This window comes from Lentihominibacter hominis (assembly GCF_014385065.1).
GTDB classification, from domain to species: Bacteria; Bacillota; Clostridia; order Peptostreptococcales; family Anaerovoracaceae; genus Lentihominibacter; species Lentihominibacter hominis.
Window position 1 is genome coordinate 294,203 of the sequence record NZ_JACRTA010000003.1, and the last position, 17,108, is coordinate 311,310.

At 37.7% G+C, this 17,108-nt stretch carries 19 protein-coding genes and 1 tRNA gene; 4 read left to right on the plus strand and 16 right to left on the minus strand.

From position 1 onward, the window contains the following. Nucleotides 1–9: 9 nt before the first annotated feature. From H8692_RS09410 to H8692_RS09420, 3 genes are read right to left on the minus strand one after another with little or no spacing between them, the layout of a single operon-like run. Nucleotides 10–693: an amino acid ABC transporter ATP-binding protein gene (locus H8692_RS09410; RefSeq protein WP_187525666.1), complete on the minus strand. Its 684-nt coding sequence runs from the start codon at nt 691–693 to the stop codon at nt 10–12. A 14-nt stretch (nt 694–707) separates the two neighbouring features. Continuing rightward, on the minus strand, nt 708–1,367 hold the full coding sequence (locus H8692_RS09415) for an amino acid ABC transporter permease (protein ID WP_177270556.1): 660 nt from the start codon (nt 1,365–1,367) through the stop codon (nt 708–710). Between the two features lie 32 nt (nt 1,368–1,399). Continuing rightward, nucleotides 1,400–2,209: an amino acid ABC transporter substrate-binding protein gene (locus H8692_RS09420; protein ID WP_187525564.1), complete on the minus strand. Its 810-nt coding sequence runs from the start codon at nt 2,207–2,209 to the stop codon at nt 1,400–1,402. Between the two features lie 218 nt (nt 2,210–2,427). Between H8692_RS09420 and H8692_RS09425 the strand changes: the two genes are divergently transcribed. Next, nucleotides 2,428–3,123, plus strand: coding sequence for an ABC transporter ATP-binding protein (locus tag H8692_RS09425; protein WP_187525565.1), 696 nt, complete (start codon nt 2,428–2,430; stop codon nt 3,121–3,123). Between the two features lie 2 nt (nt 3,124–3,125). Continuing rightward, nucleotides 3,126–4,703: a hypothetical protein gene (locus H8692_RS10815; protein ID WP_187525566.1), complete on the plus strand. Its 1,578-nt coding sequence runs from the start codon at nt 3,126–3,128 to the stop codon at nt 4,701–4,703. Nucleotides 4,704–4,771: 68 nt separating this feature from the next. On the opposite strand, the gene H8692_RS09435 is transcribed toward H8692_RS10815, so the two are convergent. Next, nucleotides 4,772–4,845 (minus strand) — tRNA-Gly (locus H8692_RS09435). A 248-nt stretch (nt 4,846–5,093) separates the two neighbouring features. Here H8692_RS09435 and H8692_RS09440 point away from each other — a divergent pair. Beyond that, nucleotides 5,094–6,068 (plus strand): aldo/keto reductase, encoded by a 975-nt coding sequence (locus H8692_RS09440; RefSeq protein ID WP_187525567.1) that lies wholly within the window; start codon nt 5,094–5,096, stop codon nt 6,066–6,068. Here H8692_RS09440 and H8692_RS09445 read toward each other — a convergent pair. The 6 genes from H8692_RS09445 to H8692_RS09470 form a co-directional block, all read right to left on the minus strand. Then, the gene (locus H8692_RS09445; protein WP_177270565.1) at nt 6,065–6,445 is read right to left on the minus strand and encodes a RidA family protein; all 381 of its coding nucleotides are present in this window, start codon (nt 6,443–6,445) and stop codon (nt 6,065–6,067) included. The genes H8692_RS09440 and H8692_RS09445 overlap by 4 nt on opposite strands. 144 nt (nt 6,446–6,589) lie before the next feature. Then, nucleotides 6,590–7,705, minus strand: coding sequence for a tRNA 2-thiouridine(34) synthase MnmA (gene mnmA, locus H8692_RS09450; RefSeq protein ID WP_207722989.1), 1,116 nt, complete (start codon nt 7,703–7,705; stop codon nt 6,590–6,592). After that, complete coding sequence (gene nifU, locus H8692_RS09455) at nt 7,626–8,075, minus strand: Fe-S cluster assembly scaffold protein NifU (protein ID WP_177269962.1); 450 nt, start codon at nt 8,073–8,075, stop codon at nt 7,626–7,628. Before nifU ends, mnmA begins: the two co-directional genes overlap by 80 nt. A 4-nt stretch (nt 8,076–8,079) precedes the next feature. Further along, nucleotides 8,080–9,249 carry a cysteine desulfurase NifS gene (gene nifS, locus H8692_RS09460; RefSeq protein ID WP_177269964.1) on the minus strand — a complete coding sequence of 390 codons (1,170 nt, stop codon included), beginning with the start codon at nt 9,247–9,249 and terminating at the stop codon, nt 8,080–8,082. 135 nt (nt 9,250–9,384) lie between these two features. Continuing rightward, nucleotides 9,385–9,840: a hypothetical protein gene (locus H8692_RS09465; protein ID WP_187525569.1), complete on the minus strand. Its 456-nt coding sequence runs from the start codon at nt 9,838–9,840 to the stop codon at nt 9,385–9,387. Between the two features lie 94 nt (nt 9,841–9,934). Further along, nucleotides 9,935–10,162 carry a DUF896 domain-containing protein gene (locus H8692_RS09470; protein WP_177269968.1) on the minus strand — a complete coding sequence of 76 codons (228 nt, stop codon included), beginning with the start codon at nt 10,160–10,162 and terminating at the stop codon, nt 9,935–9,937. A gap of 145 nt (nt 10,163–10,307) precedes the next feature. Between H8692_RS09470 and fabF the strand changes: the two genes are divergently transcribed. Continuing rightward, nucleotides 10,308–11,573, plus strand: a complete 1,266-nt coding sequence (gene fabF, locus H8692_RS09475) for a beta-ketoacyl-ACP synthase II (protein WP_187525570.1) — start codon at nt 10,308–10,310, stop codon at nt 11,571–11,573. 70 nt (nt 11,574–11,643) lie between these two features. Here fabF and H8692_RS09480 read toward each other — a convergent pair whose 3' ends face one another. Genes H8692_RS09480 through pstC form a run of 6 tightly spaced genes read right to left on the minus strand, consistent with a single transcriptional unit; the run spans nt 11,644 to nt 17,102 of the window. Then, nucleotides 11,644–13,296, minus strand: coding sequence for a sensor histidine kinase (locus H8692_RS09480; RefSeq protein WP_187525571.1), 1,653 nt, complete (start codon nt 13,294–13,296; stop codon nt 11,644–11,646). After that, nucleotides 13,289–13,966 (minus strand): response regulator transcription factor, encoded by a 678-nt coding sequence (locus tag H8692_RS09485; RefSeq protein ID WP_187525572.1) that lies wholly within the window; start codon nt 13,964–13,966, stop codon nt 13,289–13,291. The genes H8692_RS09480 and H8692_RS09485 overlap by 8 nt, the downstream gene beginning before the upstream one ends. Then, a complete protein-coding gene (gene phoU, locus H8692_RS09490) occupies nt 13,963–14,637 on the minus strand; it encodes a phosphate signaling complex protein PhoU (protein WP_465250897.1) in 675 nt (224 codons plus the stop codon). The genes H8692_RS09485 and phoU overlap by 4 nt, the downstream gene beginning before the upstream one ends. Then, nucleotides 14,634–15,383 (minus strand): phosphate ABC transporter ATP-binding protein PstB, encoded by a 750-nt coding sequence (pstB, locus tag H8692_RS09495; RefSeq protein WP_177269976.1) that lies wholly within the window; start codon nt 15,381–15,383, stop codon nt 14,634–14,636. The genes phoU and pstB overlap by 4 nt, the downstream gene beginning before the upstream one ends. A gap of 4 nt (nt 15,384–15,387) precedes the next feature. Then, nucleotides 15,388–16,254, minus strand: a complete 867-nt coding sequence (gene pstA, locus H8692_RS09500) for a phosphate ABC transporter permease PstA (protein WP_177269978.1) — start codon at nt 16,252–16,254, stop codon at nt 15,388–15,390. Then, nucleotides 16,254–17,102 carry a phosphate ABC transporter permease subunit PstC gene (gene pstC / locus H8692_RS09505; RefSeq protein WP_177269980.1) on the minus strand — a complete coding sequence of 283 codons (849 nt, stop codon included), beginning with the start codon at nt 17,100–17,102 and terminating at the stop codon, nt 16,254–16,256. Before pstC ends, pstA begins: the two co-directional genes overlap by 1 nt. Nucleotides 17,103–17,108: the final 6 nt, after the last annotated feature.

The following is a 17,108-nucleotide window of genomic DNA, read 5'->3' on the forward strand; positions in this document are numbered from 1 at the left end:
TCGTATAATTTACGCTCTGAGCATAGATCCAAGGAAAGAAATAAGTCTTTCGTTTTCAGGATTATCAAAGATCTCCTTGGGAGTTCCCTCCTCTACTATGACACCTCCATCCATGAAAATGACCCTGTCGGCTACTTCTTTGGCGAATCCCATTTCATGTGTGACTACGATCATAGTAGTATGCTCCTTTGCCAGAAGCTTCATTACATTTAAAACTTCACCTGTTATCTCAGGATCAAGTGCAGATGTAGGTTCATCGAAAAGCATGATATCAGGTTTCATTGCCAAAGCTCTGGCAATAGCTATACGCTGCTTCTGACCTCCTGATAAATGCGCCGGATATACATTCGCTTTGCTTTCCAGACCTACCATCTTAAGAAGCTTATTCGCTTCTTCATATGCATTTTCTTTCTTTTCCTTTTTTACTTTTATAGGCGCATATGTAATATTCTCTGCACAAGTCATATGAGGAAAAAGGTTAAAGTGCTGAAAAACCATTCCGGTAGTTCCCTTCAGCTCTATCTGTCCCGATGTTATACTGTTGAGACCATTGATACATCGCAGCAGCGTACTTTTTCCCGATCCGGAAGGGCCGATAATAGCTACTATCTCTCCTTTGTGCATAGAAAAATTCACATTATCGACAGCTTTAAAGCCAGAATAATCTTTTACGATGTTCTTCATCTCCAATATGGTTTCTCTGCTCATCACCATTCCTCCTTAGCATCATATCTGGAAAAATATTTTTCCAATCTGCCGGCTACGACCGTGAGTACAAATGTCATTATCAAATAAATGATGGCAGCAAAGAAAAACGGAGTCATGTCTGTCATCCTGTTTACTGCACTGTTGGTTGCTTTCATCAGCTCTATAACAGGAAGAGACGATGCAAGTGCAGTATCCTTAACGAGAGTTATCGCTTCGTTGACTACAGGAGGAAGTATTGCCTTCATGGTTTGCGGAAGTATTATATCTCCCATGGTCTGCCGTTTCGAAAGGCCCAGTGCATGAGCAGCTTCGTACTGCCCTCTGTCAATACTGTTAATACCTCCTCTGTAGATTTCTGCAAAATATGCTGCATAGTTAAGCACATATGTCAGAACCACCGTGATAAAAGCATTCATCTGTATATTGAGAACCAGTGGGAAAAAGAAGTAAAAGAAGAACAGCTGCAGTAGCAGCGGTGTTCCTCTGAAAATCCACACATATACCTTGCATATAAAACTGAGTGGTTTTATTCTGCTGTTGCTCCCAAGAGCTATAGGAAGACCCAGCGGCAGAGATATGACGAGAGTCAGTGCAAATAATTCGACTGTAACTACAGCTCCTTCCAGCATAAAAGGAATAAACTCCATTACCTTATCCATAATAATATCCTTACTGTAAAATAAATTTAAAATCAGTCTTCAAGAGGTTCAAGAACTACGATATCTTTGCCAAACCATTTTTCGCTGATCTCTGCAGCTTTGCCGTTGTCCATGAGAACTTTCAAAGCATCATTTACTTTGTCTCTGAGATCAGTGTTGTCTTTAGCAAAACCTATTACATAGTAATCATCACCAAGTGAATAAGTGCATTCTTTAAGCTCTCCGCCCAGGTTTTTATTTGTGTACTCGCCCAGAACCTGATCCACGGCGATAACATCAACTCTTCCCGCTTTAAGATCCATAATGGCAGTATCATATGTATCATATTCACTGATATTATCTTTGAAAGAATCATAAGCTTCATTTGATTTAAGCATTTCAAGTGCAGATGAATCTACCTGAGTTCCTATTTTCATTCCGGCCAGCTGATCTGCCGAAGTCACATCAGTATCGGAATTTGCCAGAGCCATAAGCACGATCTTATTATTCAGATACTTATCTGAGAGAGACATGTTTTCCTTTCTTTCCGGTGTTATGGACATTCCATTCCACACACAGTCCACAGTACCTGCTTCAAGCTCAGTTTCTTTCGCATTCCAGTCTATAGGTTTGAACTCAACTTCCATATCAAGTTCCTCTCCTACTGCATTTCCCAGATCAATATCAAAACCTACAAGTTCGCCGTCTTCATCTCTGAAGCCCATAGGTGCAAATGTATCATCCAGTCCTACTACCAGCTTGTCTTTATCTGCTGAATCATCAGATCCGCCACAGCCTGTAAGGGCGAATATTCCGACCGCCATAACCATGATCATCATAATACACAGAAATTTCTTCTTCATTTTTATCCTCCATTACTGTTTAATTAAATGTTCAATACTGATCAAGCAACTGTATTATCACTTTATCGCATTAAATCTAAACACTCTTTTCACTTTATACTATTATCAATCTGTTGTCAATCCCTAAAATTCAGCTAAACATACCCCCCCCCCTCGTTTTGTTTTGAACAGTATTTTATGTTATACTTTTACAAAACAGAAAAGGAATAAGGTGTTATATGAAATTAATAATAAAAGATTTGAAAAAATCCTTTGAAAAAAAGGAAGTATTAAATGGGATTAACTTTGAATTCGAAAAGGGTAAAATATATGGATTGCTGGGAAGAAACGGAGCCGGTAAAACTACTTTGTTCAACTGCATAAACGAAGACATTCCCATTGATGCCGGCGATTTTTATATAGAAGACGAAAACGGCAGTAAACCTGCTCCCGAATACATAGGATATGTGCTCTCTACCCCCAATGTTCCCGAATTCCTCACAGGAAGAGAATTTTTAAAATTTTTCATTGAAATCAACGAGCACAAAATCAAAGATAAAAAAGATATTGATCTGTATTTCGACCTTATGAAAATAAATGAAAGTGACAGAGACAAGCTCATGAAAGATTATTCCCATGGAATGAAAAACAAGATGCAAATGCTCGTAAACATAATAGCGAGTCCTGATGTCCTGTTGCTTGACGAACCGCTTACTTCTTTTGATGTTGTCGTAGCAGAAGAAATGAAGCAAATGCTGAAAAGCATAAAAGACAACCATATAATAATATTCTCCACTCATATAATGGAACTGGCTTTAGATCTGTGCGATGAAATAGTAATCTTAAACAAAGGTATCCTTGAACAAATAGATAAAAATTATCTTGACAGTGATAGTTTCAAAAATAAGATTATAGAAACGTTAAAGGAGGAATAAGTATGATGGAGACTTTTGCCACATCTTTTAAATTAAAAAACACTTACAGAGTAAACAGCATCATATATTCCATAAAAGGACTTCCTCTTGTAAGAAAGATACTGCCTGATAGTCTGTATAAAAATAAAGGGCTTAAAGTATTGGGTAATATAATCAGTGCTATATGGGAAATTGCCGGCACATTTCTGGGGAAAATAATATATATAACTTTTATGATAGTTTTTATGTCCTATTTATTCGATACTGATAAAGGAAATACTTTTCTTCACATTTTCCTCTTCCTTACTTTGGCTGGAAGTGTACTCAATACATATCTATTTAATCCCAGCAAGGACAAATACTACGCCATCATCATTATGAACATGAACGCCAATAAATTTGCGCTGTCAAATTACTGCTATTCGATGCTCAGAGTGGTGATAGGATTCATGCCTGTAACGGTTATATCAGGGATGTTGTATGGTATTCCACTGTGGATCTGTATAGCTCTGCCGTTTTTTGTAGTAATGTCAAAAATGACAGCTATTGCCCTTGATATATTGAAATATAAAAAAACAGGTACTGCCAGTAATGAGAATATGCCAACAAAAGGATATTGGATCTTTGTCGGCATTATGATAGCCGCAGCTTATATACCTCCTTTTTTTGGTATAGTCATCAATTTTAATATTTTTACAATATTACTGACCCTTAGTTTTATTATAGGTATCGTAAGCCTTATACAAATATACAGTTTTAAAGATTATAAGAAACTATATAAATTGATTCTGACTACAGAAAATGTATATGCTTTTAAAAATGCTACAAGCTCAGATGCAGTAAAAATTAATATGGCTAAACGTATAGACTATGACAAAGATATAGCCAGTACTAAAAGTGGTTTCGCTTATTTTCATGAACTTTTCGTAAAAAGACACAGCAAACTGCTTACAAAGGCAGTTAAAAAGCAAACATTATTTATAATTATAATATTCGCCATGATTATTATGATTTCATATATCGTACCTGACATAAAAGAAAATCTTAACACAATCGCCCTAACCTACCTTCCCTATTTCGTATTTATTATGTACTTTCTCAACAGAGGTACTGTTATAACTCAGGCAATGTTTATGAATTGCGACCACAGTATGCTGACCTATAAATTTTATAGAAGGCCCACTGTTATTTTAAGCATTTTCAAAGAACGGCTCAAAACCCTGATAAGAATCAACCTCCTGCCGTCCTCCTTTATAGGAATAGGACTGGCAACTCTTTTGTATGTTACAGGTGGTACTGAAGATCCTCTTAATTATCTCGTTTTATTTATTTCTATAAACGCAATAAGTATTTTCTTTTCAGTTCATTATCTGGTGCTTTACTATCTTCTTCAGCCTTATAATATCAATACAAAAATAAAAAACAGCACCTATATCGTAGTACAATACCTTACATATTTTATTTGCTTTTTCATGATGCAATTTAAGCTGCCGACACTGTTCTTTGGTATCGCATGTATAATATTCAGCATCTCCTATTGTTTGATCTCTTTGATGTTAGTATACAAACTGGCTCCTAAGACATTTAAAATACGCTTGTAAAAAGATTTTAATACGTTTTCTAAGATAATAAAAACTCACGAATCATAAAAGATTCGTGAGTTTTTATATGGAGCGGATGATGGGAATCGAACCCACAACTTCAGCTTGGGAAGCTGAGGTTTTGCCACTAAACTACATCCGCCTGATGTAACTGTATATAGTTTATCACTTAATTAGTGATTTGTAAACATTTACATTTTTAGGTTTAATCTATTTTAAATTTTAATATTTCTCAGTCACAATAAATATGCGTTGTCATCTGACAATATAAACCTCTGTTTTTATAAATCAATCTTTCACAAATCATATAATTTCAAATGACAATTTGTAAACACGACTTCCCTGTGATAAAATCTCAAATAGAATAAATCATAAAGAGGAGGAACAACTATGAAAAAAAACAGACTGGGAAATACCGATTTATATGTATCACCTGTTTCCTTCGGCGTTTTGACAGTTGGAAACACACAGCTGAATCTAACTGTAGATGAAGGAGCCAAGCTAATAAAGTATGCATTTTCAAAAGGAATAAATTTTTTTGATACAGCTCAATACTATGAAACATATCCTTATCTAAAAGAAGCTTTTAAAGATATAGATATGTCTGCAGATGCTCCGGAAAGACCTGTGATATGTACAAAAAGTCTCGATCTTTCTTATGAAGAAATGGAATATGCCGTAAAAGAGGCGCTGCGGGAAATGGATCTGGAAATCATAGACATATTTCTTCTCCATGAAGTACGCCAGGATCCTGACTGGGATATGAGACAGGGAGCGTGGCAATGTCTTAAAGATTATAAAGAAAAAGGAATAATAAAAGCTATCGGTATATCCACTCATCACATTGATGTCACAGAAAAAATGGCTTCAATTCCCGAATGTGACGTTGTTTTTCCCCTTATAAATTTTGCCGGCCTGGGCATAAGAAAAGGTTCCGGTCACGGAACGCCGGAGGAAATGGCTGCAGCTATCGAAAAATGCGCCGATGCAGGAAAAGGTGTTTTCGCTATGAAAGCGTTTGGAGGAGGCAATCTGACAGGTCAGTATCAAAAATCACTGGAATACGTTTCCTCACTCAAAGGGATAGACTCCATCATGGTGGGAATCGGTAAAAAAGAAGAGATAGACAGGCTTGTATCGTTTGCAGAAGGCACTCTTCCTTGTGATTATCAGCCCGATATAAGCAGTAAAAAAATCCACATCGATCCAGGTGACTGTGAAGGATGTGGATCCTGTATAACGCGATGCCCCAACAAAGCTATAGGATGGAACGAAAACGGAATAGCTCAGGTAAATCATCAGATATGTCTAACATGCGGATACTGCGCTCCTGTCTGTCCCGTAAGAGCTATAATAATGTATTAAAGAATCGCTATCACTTCTATTTCACACAGAGCGTTTTTAGGAAGCGATTTGACAGCGACACATGATCTTGCCGGCTTTTCTGTAAAATATCTTGAATACACTTCATTGAAGTCGGCAAAATCATTCATGTCACTCAAGAAACACATTGTCTTTATGACATTTTTCATATTAGTTCCGGCTTCTTCAACAACTGCAGTGATATTCTTCATAACTCTGTCAGCTTGCTCCTTAATATCACCTTCCACAATTTCACCTGTAGCCGGATCAAGTGGTATCTGTCCCGATGTATATACAACACCATTTGCAATTATAGCCTGTGAATAAGGACCTACGGCAGCAGGAGCCTTATCAGTATGAATTTTTTTTATAGTACTCATAACCTCTCCTTTCATATATTTGATCGTTTTAACGATCATCTAGGTATACCCTTGCGGTATTTCATATATTTGATCGTTTTAACGATCATTTAGGTATACCCTTGTGGTATTTCATATATTTGATCGTTTTAATGATCAAATATATTACGCTTTTGTAATAAATCCTCCCCCTATAACAAGATCGCCTTTATAAAACACTATAGATTGCCCTGGTGTTGCCGCACGTTGAGGTTCTTCAAAAATTGTTTTTATTTTGCCGTCTGTCAAACGCTTAAGATGTGCTCTGGCAGGCATGGCCGCATATCTTATCTTCGCTGTCACATCATCAGAACTCAGAAAATCCTCATTTACGATAATATTATGATCAGAAATAATTTCATTTTTAAAGAGATCCTCGTTATTTCCAAGTATTATATTGTTATTTTCACTATCTATAGATGTAACAAATGCAGGTTTGCCCAACGCTATTCCCAAGCCTTTACGCTGGCCTATAGTATAATTCAATATCCCTTGATGTTCTCCAAGCATATTACCATATCTGTCTGTAAACTTTCCTTTAGGCGTTTTGAATCCTTTTCTCTTCAAAAAATCCTTATAATTGTCTTCTTCTGATATAAAACAGATTTCCTGGCTATCCTTTGCCTCTGAATTATTTAGAGATCTGGATCTGGCCAGTTGTCTCACATGTTCTTTTTCTTCAACATCATTAAGAGGAAGAATAAGCCTTGATATGATATTCTGATCAAGTCTGTAAAGCATATAGGATTGATCTTTCTTAATATTGTACGCCCTTCTTACATACCATCTTCCGCTTTCATAATATGTATCAGCATAGTGTCCTGTAGCTATATAATAAGCATCTCTTTCATCAGCTGCTTCTGTAAGTGTTTTGAACTTTATGGCAGGATTGCATACTATGCAGGGATTAGGCGTTCTGCCTGCCATATACTCGCTGCAGAAATTTTTTATAACTATATCTTCAAATTCACAACTGACATCCTTGTAAATAAAATCTATCCCAAGCTCCTGCGCTGCCGTTTCTGCTCTTTTTCGTCCCTCATCAGAATTAGTCTGCGATCCAAATATATCAAAATAAAGCCCTGTGACCTTATATCCTTTTTCTTTAAGCAATAAAGCGGCAGCAGTACTGTCCACGCCGCCGCTTAGGCCTAAAATTACTTTATTCTTCATCAATGTCATGATGGTGATCCTCTTCAGCATCAGGGTCAAAGCCCTCAAGCCCTTTATATATCTTGCCATGCTTTTGAGCATAGTCATATATTGCCGCTTTTATAGCATGCTCTGCCAATACCGAACAGTGTATTTTTACAGCAGGAAGACCCCCAAGTTCTTCAATTATCTTCTTATTGGAAAGCTCTAAAGCTTCTTCCACACTCATTCCTATTATCATATCTGTAGCCATGCTGGATGAGGCTATAGCGCTGCCGCATCCAAATGTTTTAAATTTAGCGTCTGTTATCTTATCGTTTTCATCCACCTTGATGGACATCTGCATCATATCTCCGCATACAGGGCTTCCATAAGTGCCTATACCATCAGCGTCTTCTATCTGACCTACATTATGAGGATTCATAAAATGTTCCATTACTTTATCGTTATATAATGCCATGATACTACCATCCTTCCTGTCCCGTTACCGGCGACAATTCTCTCAATCTTTCTACAATTTTTATCAATACATCTACAGTATAATCAATATCCTCTTTTGTGGTAAAATCTCCTACAGTGAATCTGACTGTGCCGTTCATTTTCGTAATTGAAACGCCTATAGCTTCCAGAACATGAGAAGGGACAAGAGATTTAGATGAACATGCCGAGCCTGTCGAAACACTTATGCCGTTTGCATCAAGCATAAGCAATATAGCTTCTCCCTCTATATAATCAAAAGAAACGTTCAAATTACCCGGATGCCTCTGTTCTTTAGGTCCATTCAGCTGCACACCTGTAATATTCTCCTCTATCTTTTTCCAGAAATAATCCCGGAGTTTGCTGCTGTGTTCAATATGATTCTCCAGATTTTTTCCTGCCAGTTCAGCTGCCTTTCCAAATCCGGCAATCCCTGCCAAATTCTCTGTTCCGGCTCTCCTTTTGCTCTCCTGGGCACCTCCATGCATAAAACTCGATATCTTAAGACCTGATCTTGTATAGAGAGCGCCAACTCCCTTAGGTCCGTATATTTTATGGGCTGATATAGACAGAAAATCTACTCCGAGTTCTTTTACATCTATAGGAACGTTTCCCAGAGCCTGCACTGCGTCTGTATGGAAAAGAACCCCGTGATCTTTTGCAACAGCTGCCAGTTCTTTTATAGGTTCTATAGTGCCTATTTCATTGTTTACCATCATAATACTTATCAGAATAGTATCTTCTCTTATGGCTTTCTCAAGAGCTTCCGGTTTCACAAACCCTTCGCTGTCCACATCAAGATAAGTTACTTCAAATCCTTGCTTTTCAAGATACTGACATGTATGAAGTACTGCATGATGTTCTATTTTAGTAGTTATTATATGCTTTCCTTTATTTTTTAAGGTATCGGCAGTTCCTTCAAGTACCCAGTTATCGGATTCTGTTCCGCACGATGTAAAAAATATTTCTCTCGGCTCTGCATTTATAAGCCCGGCAACTCTTCTTCTTGCCTCCTCAAGGCCATCTTTCGCATCCAGTCCTTGACTGTAAAGACTGGAAGGATTCCCATACCTTTCAGTATAATAAGGAATCATTTCTTTTACGACCTCGTCTTTGACAGGTGTCGTTGCTGAGTAATCCAGATATACCTGCTTCATGATAACACTCCTTTTATATTAAAATTATGTATCTTAAATTTGCTTTTCTGGGTTTATATTATACCATTTTAATGTAGATTGCAACACGTTTTGTCAACAAAAAGAAATATTTTCCTATTATTTTAGTAGGTAAATTCACTTATCTTGTATTTCAAAGGAAATAAGCTTATATTCACCACTGTCTACATCAACACCTATATGATACTCACATGTTTCATCATACACGCCTTCCATCCCTGATACTGTCCATTTTATCTTACCATAAAATGTCATGCGGTCATAAATATTACTTTTCCTTTCCAATTTAATAATGTCCATTCTTTCTATCTTGTCCAGATCTGTATTGCGATATTCTGATAACGCATTGATATCGTCACTGTAAAGTTTATCTTTTTCTATTTTTTTTAGTTGTTCTTTTCCTTCTTCGTATGTGATCTTCCCAAACAGCACATTTTCCATTATGAAACTTCTTTTTTCCAAAAGCTTTCTGACTGTTCCGTTCTCTCTGCTTTCGGCAGCCCCCATAAGAGCCAGTCCCACTACGCAAACTGCAGCGGCTGTAATTATCCATTTAAGATATCTCTTTTTCATGTTTACCCCTTATTTTCATGATTTAATGATATTTTTTTTACATATTACAATAAAAAAGGCGAGAAACATGATGTTTCCCGCCGTCATTAAAAGACTAATTTTGTCTGTTTTTTTGTTCCTTTATTTCTTTAAGTTCTTCCTCTGACAAATCTTCCACGAATTTAACTCTGCTGAGATGGCCTTTAAAGTGTTCTCTGAATTTTTCTATATATTCTTTTCTCAACTGTTGCTGTTCGGCTTTTTCTTCTGCTGTAAGCCCCTCGCTTGTCTTTGATTTCTTGGCAAGTTGATTTATTCTGTCTATTTTTTCCTTTTTAAGCATGGCATCCTCCATATATAATCATTTACTAAATGATATCTAATGGGTCAGCGCATGTCAACATAATTCCCAAATTAAAGATGACTTTTAACTATATGTATGTTAGAATATAAACAATTGGCAAATTTTCGGGAGGAAATTATACGAAATGAAAAACTTGGTAATTACAGGCTTGGGAGCAGTTACTCCCATAGGAATAGGTGTCGATAACTACTGGCAAGGAATTCTGGATATGAAATGCGGAATAGAAAAGATAACGAGATTTCATGATGAGGATATTCCTATTACAATAGCCGGAGAAGTAAAAGATTTCGACCCTAAAAATTATATGTCGCCTAAACTGACTAAAGAAACCGGAACTTTTATTCAATTCGCATATGCTTCTGCAAAAGAAGCCATTAAGCAGAGTAATATAGATATAGATTCCCAACCAGACCGAATCGGAATAGTAATGGCTACAGCTCTCAGCGGTACATCAATAATTGCAGATACCGAAAGAGCTTACAGTGTTGACGGGAAAAAGAGGGTTAGCCCCCGTTTTCTTCCCAAAATTCTGGGCAATTTAGGTGCTGCTCAGATAGCTATTTCTTACGGGATACACGGACCGAGCTTTACCGTGAGTACAGCCTGCTCATCAGGAGGCGATGCCATCTGTATGGCTGCCATGCTTCTGAATTCAGGAGAAGCCGATGTCATGCTGGTAGTAGGAGGAGAAAGCGCACATTGCCCTATAATAATGTCAACTCTTGCTCAGGCTAAAGCATTGTCTAAAAATACAGATCCAAAATCCGCATGCAGACCTTTTGATGCAGACAGAGACGGTTTCGTCATGGGAGAAGGCGGAGGAGCTATAGTTTTGGAAACAGAAGAACATGCAAAAAAGAGAAATGCAAAAGTATTATGCAGTCTCGCCGGTTATGGAAACAATACCGATGCATATCATGTAACTTCACCCAGACCGGATGGAAGCGGCGCTGTTGAATGTATGATCAGCGCACTGAAAAAGGCCGGTATGAAACCGGAGGATATAGACTATATCAATACACATGGAACCTCAACACCTGTTGGCGACCCCATAGAAGTCAAAGCTATAAAGACTTTGTTTGGATGGAAAAATCACGAAAACCCGATGCCGGAAGAATTAAAAGCTAAAATACCTCCCGTAAGTTCAACCAAGGGAAATACAGGTCATCTTATGGGAGCTGGGGGCATAACAGAAATCATAGCCTGCATCAAAGCTATAGAAACCGGAATACTCCCTCCGACCCTTAACTATAAAACACCTGACCCTTTATGCGATCTTGATTTTGTTTCCGAAGGTCCTCGAAAAGTTAAAATTAACACAGCAATGTCAAATGCTCTCGGTTTTGGAGGTCAAAATTCAAGTATTATAGTAAAAAAATATACAAAATAGCAAAAAGGCTTACTACTCGCAATGAGTGATAAGCCTTTCTTTATTTAAATCAAAATCAAGAAATTTTATATTAATGAGGAAATGTCACAATCATTTTTGTTCCTATCCCTTCTGCGCTTTCTACCTTTATCGTTCCTCCCATATGAGATACGGCATGTTTTACTATAGAAAGACCCAGACCTGTTCCGTCTACTTGCTGGCAGTGGCTTTCATCGACTCGGAAAAATCTTTCGAAAATCCTTTCTTTATATTCAAACGGGATGCCTATTCCTGTATCTTCCACCGTCAGTGTTACTCCCTCATGGAGATCCCTGACGTATATTATGACTGAACCGTTTTCTTTATTGTATTTTATAGCATTATCGCAGAGATTATATACAATCTCACTGCATAGAGAAGGTATTCCGTTTATAAATGCATGCTCCCCTTCCATGAAAATCTGCACATTTCTTTCTTCTGCTTTCATAGACAGTCGTTCCACCACACTTTTGACTGTTTCAAGTAAATCTATTCGCGCATATTCCTCCGGAAAAGAATCTTCATCAAGTTTTGAAAGCTTGATGATATCTTCTATAAGATTTATCATACGTCCGGATTCTTCCTTTATATTTTTTCCAAAACTCTTTACATCTGCCTGCTTGACAATTCCTTCCGCCATCATATCAGAAACACCATATATAGTAGTGAGAGGCGTCTTTAATTCATGAGATACATTGGATGTAAATTCTCTTCTCAGTCTTTCCCTCTGCTCTTTCTCTGTAACATCTACTATTATTATGACAGCTCCTGCGATCTTATCTTTTTCTGTAACAGGATTCGCAATTATCTCATAATGTCTGTTTTTCAGTTCAAGCGGCTGCTCATTATGTCTTCCCGAAAGAGCTTCTTCCACAGAATTTCTGAAGCCCTCACTCCTATTTAGTTCAAAAGCAGTATGAGGCGTCTCTGTTCCCGGATCTCCCAAAAGACGGATAACCGCTTTATTATATGATAAGATCTCCATATTTTTATCAATAAGAAGAAATCCTTCACTCATATTTTCTGTGATGGTTATAAACTCATTTTGCTGTCTTTTCATCTCTTCTAACTGCATATTGATATGCCTGCTCTGACTTCTTATTTTCTCAATCAGTGGCGCCAGCTCAGGATAAGGCTCTTCCGTCTCCTCATTATTTAAATCCATATCGTTCACAGGAGCAACTATTTTTTTTGCCGCTTTTTTTGAAATCACATAAGCTATGATTATTATAACTATCATTATCAATACAAAAGGACCTATTATCCCTTTCAGCAGCAATACTGCCATACTTTGCTGCTGAGCAATCCTAAGTATATTTCCATTATCAAGTTTCGTTGCATAATAAACCGTTTTTGTCGAAAGAGTATCTGAATATCTTACTGCATATGCTTCGCCCTTTTCCCGTGCTCCTGCAATTTCTTCACGATCCGCATGATTATCTAAGTCCTCTGCTTCGGCAAAAGAATCAAATAGAACATCTCCATCAGTATTAAGTAATGTTATTCTATTTTTTATATTTCCTATACTTTTCAGAAAATCCTCATCTTTCTGTACTTCCTGGGAAAGAATCGAAGCCTCTTCTTTCAATTCTTTTTCTATTATTCCTCCGAAATACCCATACAGCACATATGATATGCAGCTCATACATATCAGTAATACTGCGACAGATACAGCAAGAATACTTTTGAATATTCTCTTAGTCATTGCTGCCTCCTATCTTATATCCCAAACCTCGCACAGTCTTTATGATTTTCCCGGCGCTTCCCAGCTTAGACCGGAGTGTTCTTATATGCACATCTACTGTACGATTTTCTCCATCAAACTCATATCCCCATATTTTCGTCAATATTTCATCTCTTGTCAAAACTACCCCTTCGTTTTTAAACAAGATACACAAAAGCTCAAATTCTTTTAAAGTCAACGTAATATCTTTATCATCTACTTTAACTATGTGTTTTGAAGGACAAAGATATAGATTATCTTTTTTATACTCTGCCGGATCATCACTTTTGCCTGTCCTTCTTAAAAGAGCTTTTATTCGCGAAATAAGCTCCATAGTACCGAAAGGTTTTGAAACATAATCGTCAGCTCCGTTATCAAGACCTATAACCTTATCATACTCTGTTCCTTTTGCCGTAAGCATTATAATGGGAAGATCTTTTGTAGAATTATTGTTTCTGAGTTTCTTGAGGATTGATATTCCATCCTCTCCGGGCAGCATAATATCCAGAAGCAGAAGATCCGGATGTCTTACCTTCATAGCTTCCCAGAATTTATCCGGATGATCGAATCCTTGAGCTTCAAGTCCTGTATTATTGAGAGCATAAGTTACAAAATTTCTTATATTGTTGTCATCCTCGAGAAAATAAATCATATCTTTTCCTTTTCTATGATCCTTGTATTAACATGTTCACCTGTTATGGAAAAAATCACCCATTCTGCAATATTGACAGCGTGATCACTTATTCTTTCAAGATATTTTGCAATCATAAGTATATCTACGAAATATTCTCCACATGATCTGTCTTCTGTTACGGCATTTATCAGATCATCCTGAACGTGAATAAAGAGATCATCTACCTTATCGTCTTTGATTATAACATCATTTGCAAGTTTTATATCCTTTTTCACAAAAGAATCCACACTCTCAGTAACCATTCGTATAGCAGTATCTGCCATTACGCTTATATGATCCCGACAAAAATCTTTTCTGTTTGACTGTATGGTTTTGGTTATTTCTGCGATATCATATGCCTGATCTCCTATTCTTTCCATATCAGAGATCATTTTCAAAGCTGATGATATTAATCTGAGATCCCTTGCCACAGGCTGCTGCTGCAGTAAAAGTTTCAGACACACACTCTCTATTTCCCTTTCCATATCATCTATTATCTGATCCGTTTTAAAAGTTTTTTCTCTCATCTCTTCGCTGTCTGTTTCAAATGCTTTGACAGCATATGTTATCGCCTCTTCACAAAGAGCTCCCATCTCTATGAGCATTACATTAAGCTGCTCAAGCTGCTCATCAAATTTAGCACGCATCATCCAAACCTCCCTGTAATATAATCTTCCGTCCTTTTATCTTCAGGCATCGAGAAAAGTTTTTCAGTATCATTGAATTCAACCATATCTCCCAGAAGGAAAAAAGCTGTCTTATCAGAAATCCTCGCAGCCTGCTGCATATTATGAGTTACCATAATTATAGTATATTTTTCCTTCAGCTCAACTGTAAGATCCTCTATTTTCGATGTAGAGATAGGATCAAGCGCTGACGTTGGTTCATCCATAAGAATAACTTCCGGCTCCACTGCCAGAGCTCTGGCTATACACAGCCTTTGCTGCTGCCCTCCTGAAAGTCCCAGCGCACTCTTGTTGAGTCTGTCTTTCACCTCATCCCATATTGCCACATCTTTGAGGGATTTCTCAACAATCTCGCTCAGTCTTGATTTAGAGTGTATTCCATGAGTTCTCGGACCGTAAGCAATGTTATCAAATATACTCATAGGAAAAGGATTGGGTTTTTGGAATACCATTCCCACCCTTTTTCTTAAATGATTGACATCTATTTTACCATATATGTCTTCGCCATCAAGTTTTATCTTTCCTTTTATTCTGCAACCCTCTACAAGATCATTCATCCTGTTTAGGGTTTTGAGCAATGTGGATTTCCCACAGCCTGAAGGACCGATAAATGCTGTGATTTCCTTCTCTTTTATATTTAGGTTTATATTCTTTAAAGCCTTGAAATCACCGTAAAAAAGCTCTAAATTTTCTATAGTGTATTTATCCATCTTACTACCTCGTCGCCAATTTCTTTGCTATGAATCCTGAAACGGCATTGATCAGGATAACCAATACCAAAAGCACTACTGCGGTTGCATATGCTTCATTGGTATAAAGGCCCTCTGACAGCAATGCATACATGTGTACCGACAATGTTCTTGCAGAATCAAATAAACTTCCCGGTACCTGAGCTACTGTTCCTGCAGTAAATATCAATGCTGCACTTTCTCCCACGATTCTTCCTATTGCCAAGATAACTCCTGCCAGTATTCCCGGGACAGCACATGGCAGTATTATTTTGAATACAGTTCTCAATTTTCCTGCCCCGAGACCAAAACTTCCCTCTCTGTAAGCATCCGGAACTGATATAAGTGCTTCCTCAGTCGTTCTTATAATAAGAGGAAGAATCATTATAGCCAGCGTTACTGCTCCCGCCAAAAGTGAATAACTCCATCCAAGCGTTATGACAAAAAGTATATATCCAAACAGTCCGTATACAATAGAGGGAATTCCCTGAAGGGTCTCTGTTGTAGTTCTTATGATCTTCACAAGCTTACTACCTCTCTTTGCATATTCCACAAGATATATCGCAGAAAAAATACCTATAGGCACTGCCATTAAAAGAGACAAGGCAGTAATATATACCGTGCTGATTATTGCCGGCATCATGGACATATTATCAGTATTGAATTCCCATGCAAAAAGTTCAGGTTTTAAATGAACGACACCATTTACCAGTATATATAATATCAAAGAAAATAATATGCCTGCTGTCAATATAGCCGATATGACAACGAGTATCCGCATTATCAATGAACCCGGCCTGTGTTTATATGTGAGCCAGAATTGTTCCCATGACCCCCGTTTTCTTCTTTTCATCAGTCAGCCCTCCTCTTCAATGCTGTAAAGGAAAGATTTATTATCAAGATAAACACAAACAATACTACAGCAGTAGCTATGAGAGCTTCTCTGTGAAGACCTGAAGCATATCCCATCTCCAGTACTATATTTGCTGTCAGTGTTCTGACTCCTGATGTTATTCCTTCCGGCATGATGGCCTGATTGCCGCAGACCATTACGACTGCCATGGTTTCTCCTATTGCCCTTCCTATTCCGAGAATTACTCCTGCCAGTATCCCCATTTTAGCGGCAGGAAGTACAGCACGGAACACACTGCGTTCCTTAGTGGCGCCGAGAGCTAAAGATCCTTCATAATAATATTCAGGAACTGCTCTTATGTTTGATTCGGATACGCTTATTATCGTAGGCAAAATCATTATTCCCAAAAGAATGGAAGCCGTCAGAAGACATTTTCCGCTCCCCCCTAATGAGCCCTGCACCATAGGAACTATTACCATCAATCCAAAAAATCCATATACGATGGAGGGAATTCCGGCAAGAAGATCCACAGCAGGTTTAAGTATTCTGTAAAGACCCTTAGGGCAGTATCGCGCCATGAACACAGCACATAGCAGACCGATAGGAACTCCGATTATTATAGATCCTGCCGTCACATATATACTTCCTATAATCATAGGAAAAATTCCATACAATTCCTGATTTGGCTTCCATGAATTGCCAAGAAGGAAATCGGATATACCGATTTCCTTGATAGCTGGTACGCCACTTGCGAACAAGAATACACATATGAGTATTACTGCTATTATCGAAACACATGCTGCTATGAGAAATACCACCTTCATGATGCTTTCACTGTATTTTCGCATTTTCTG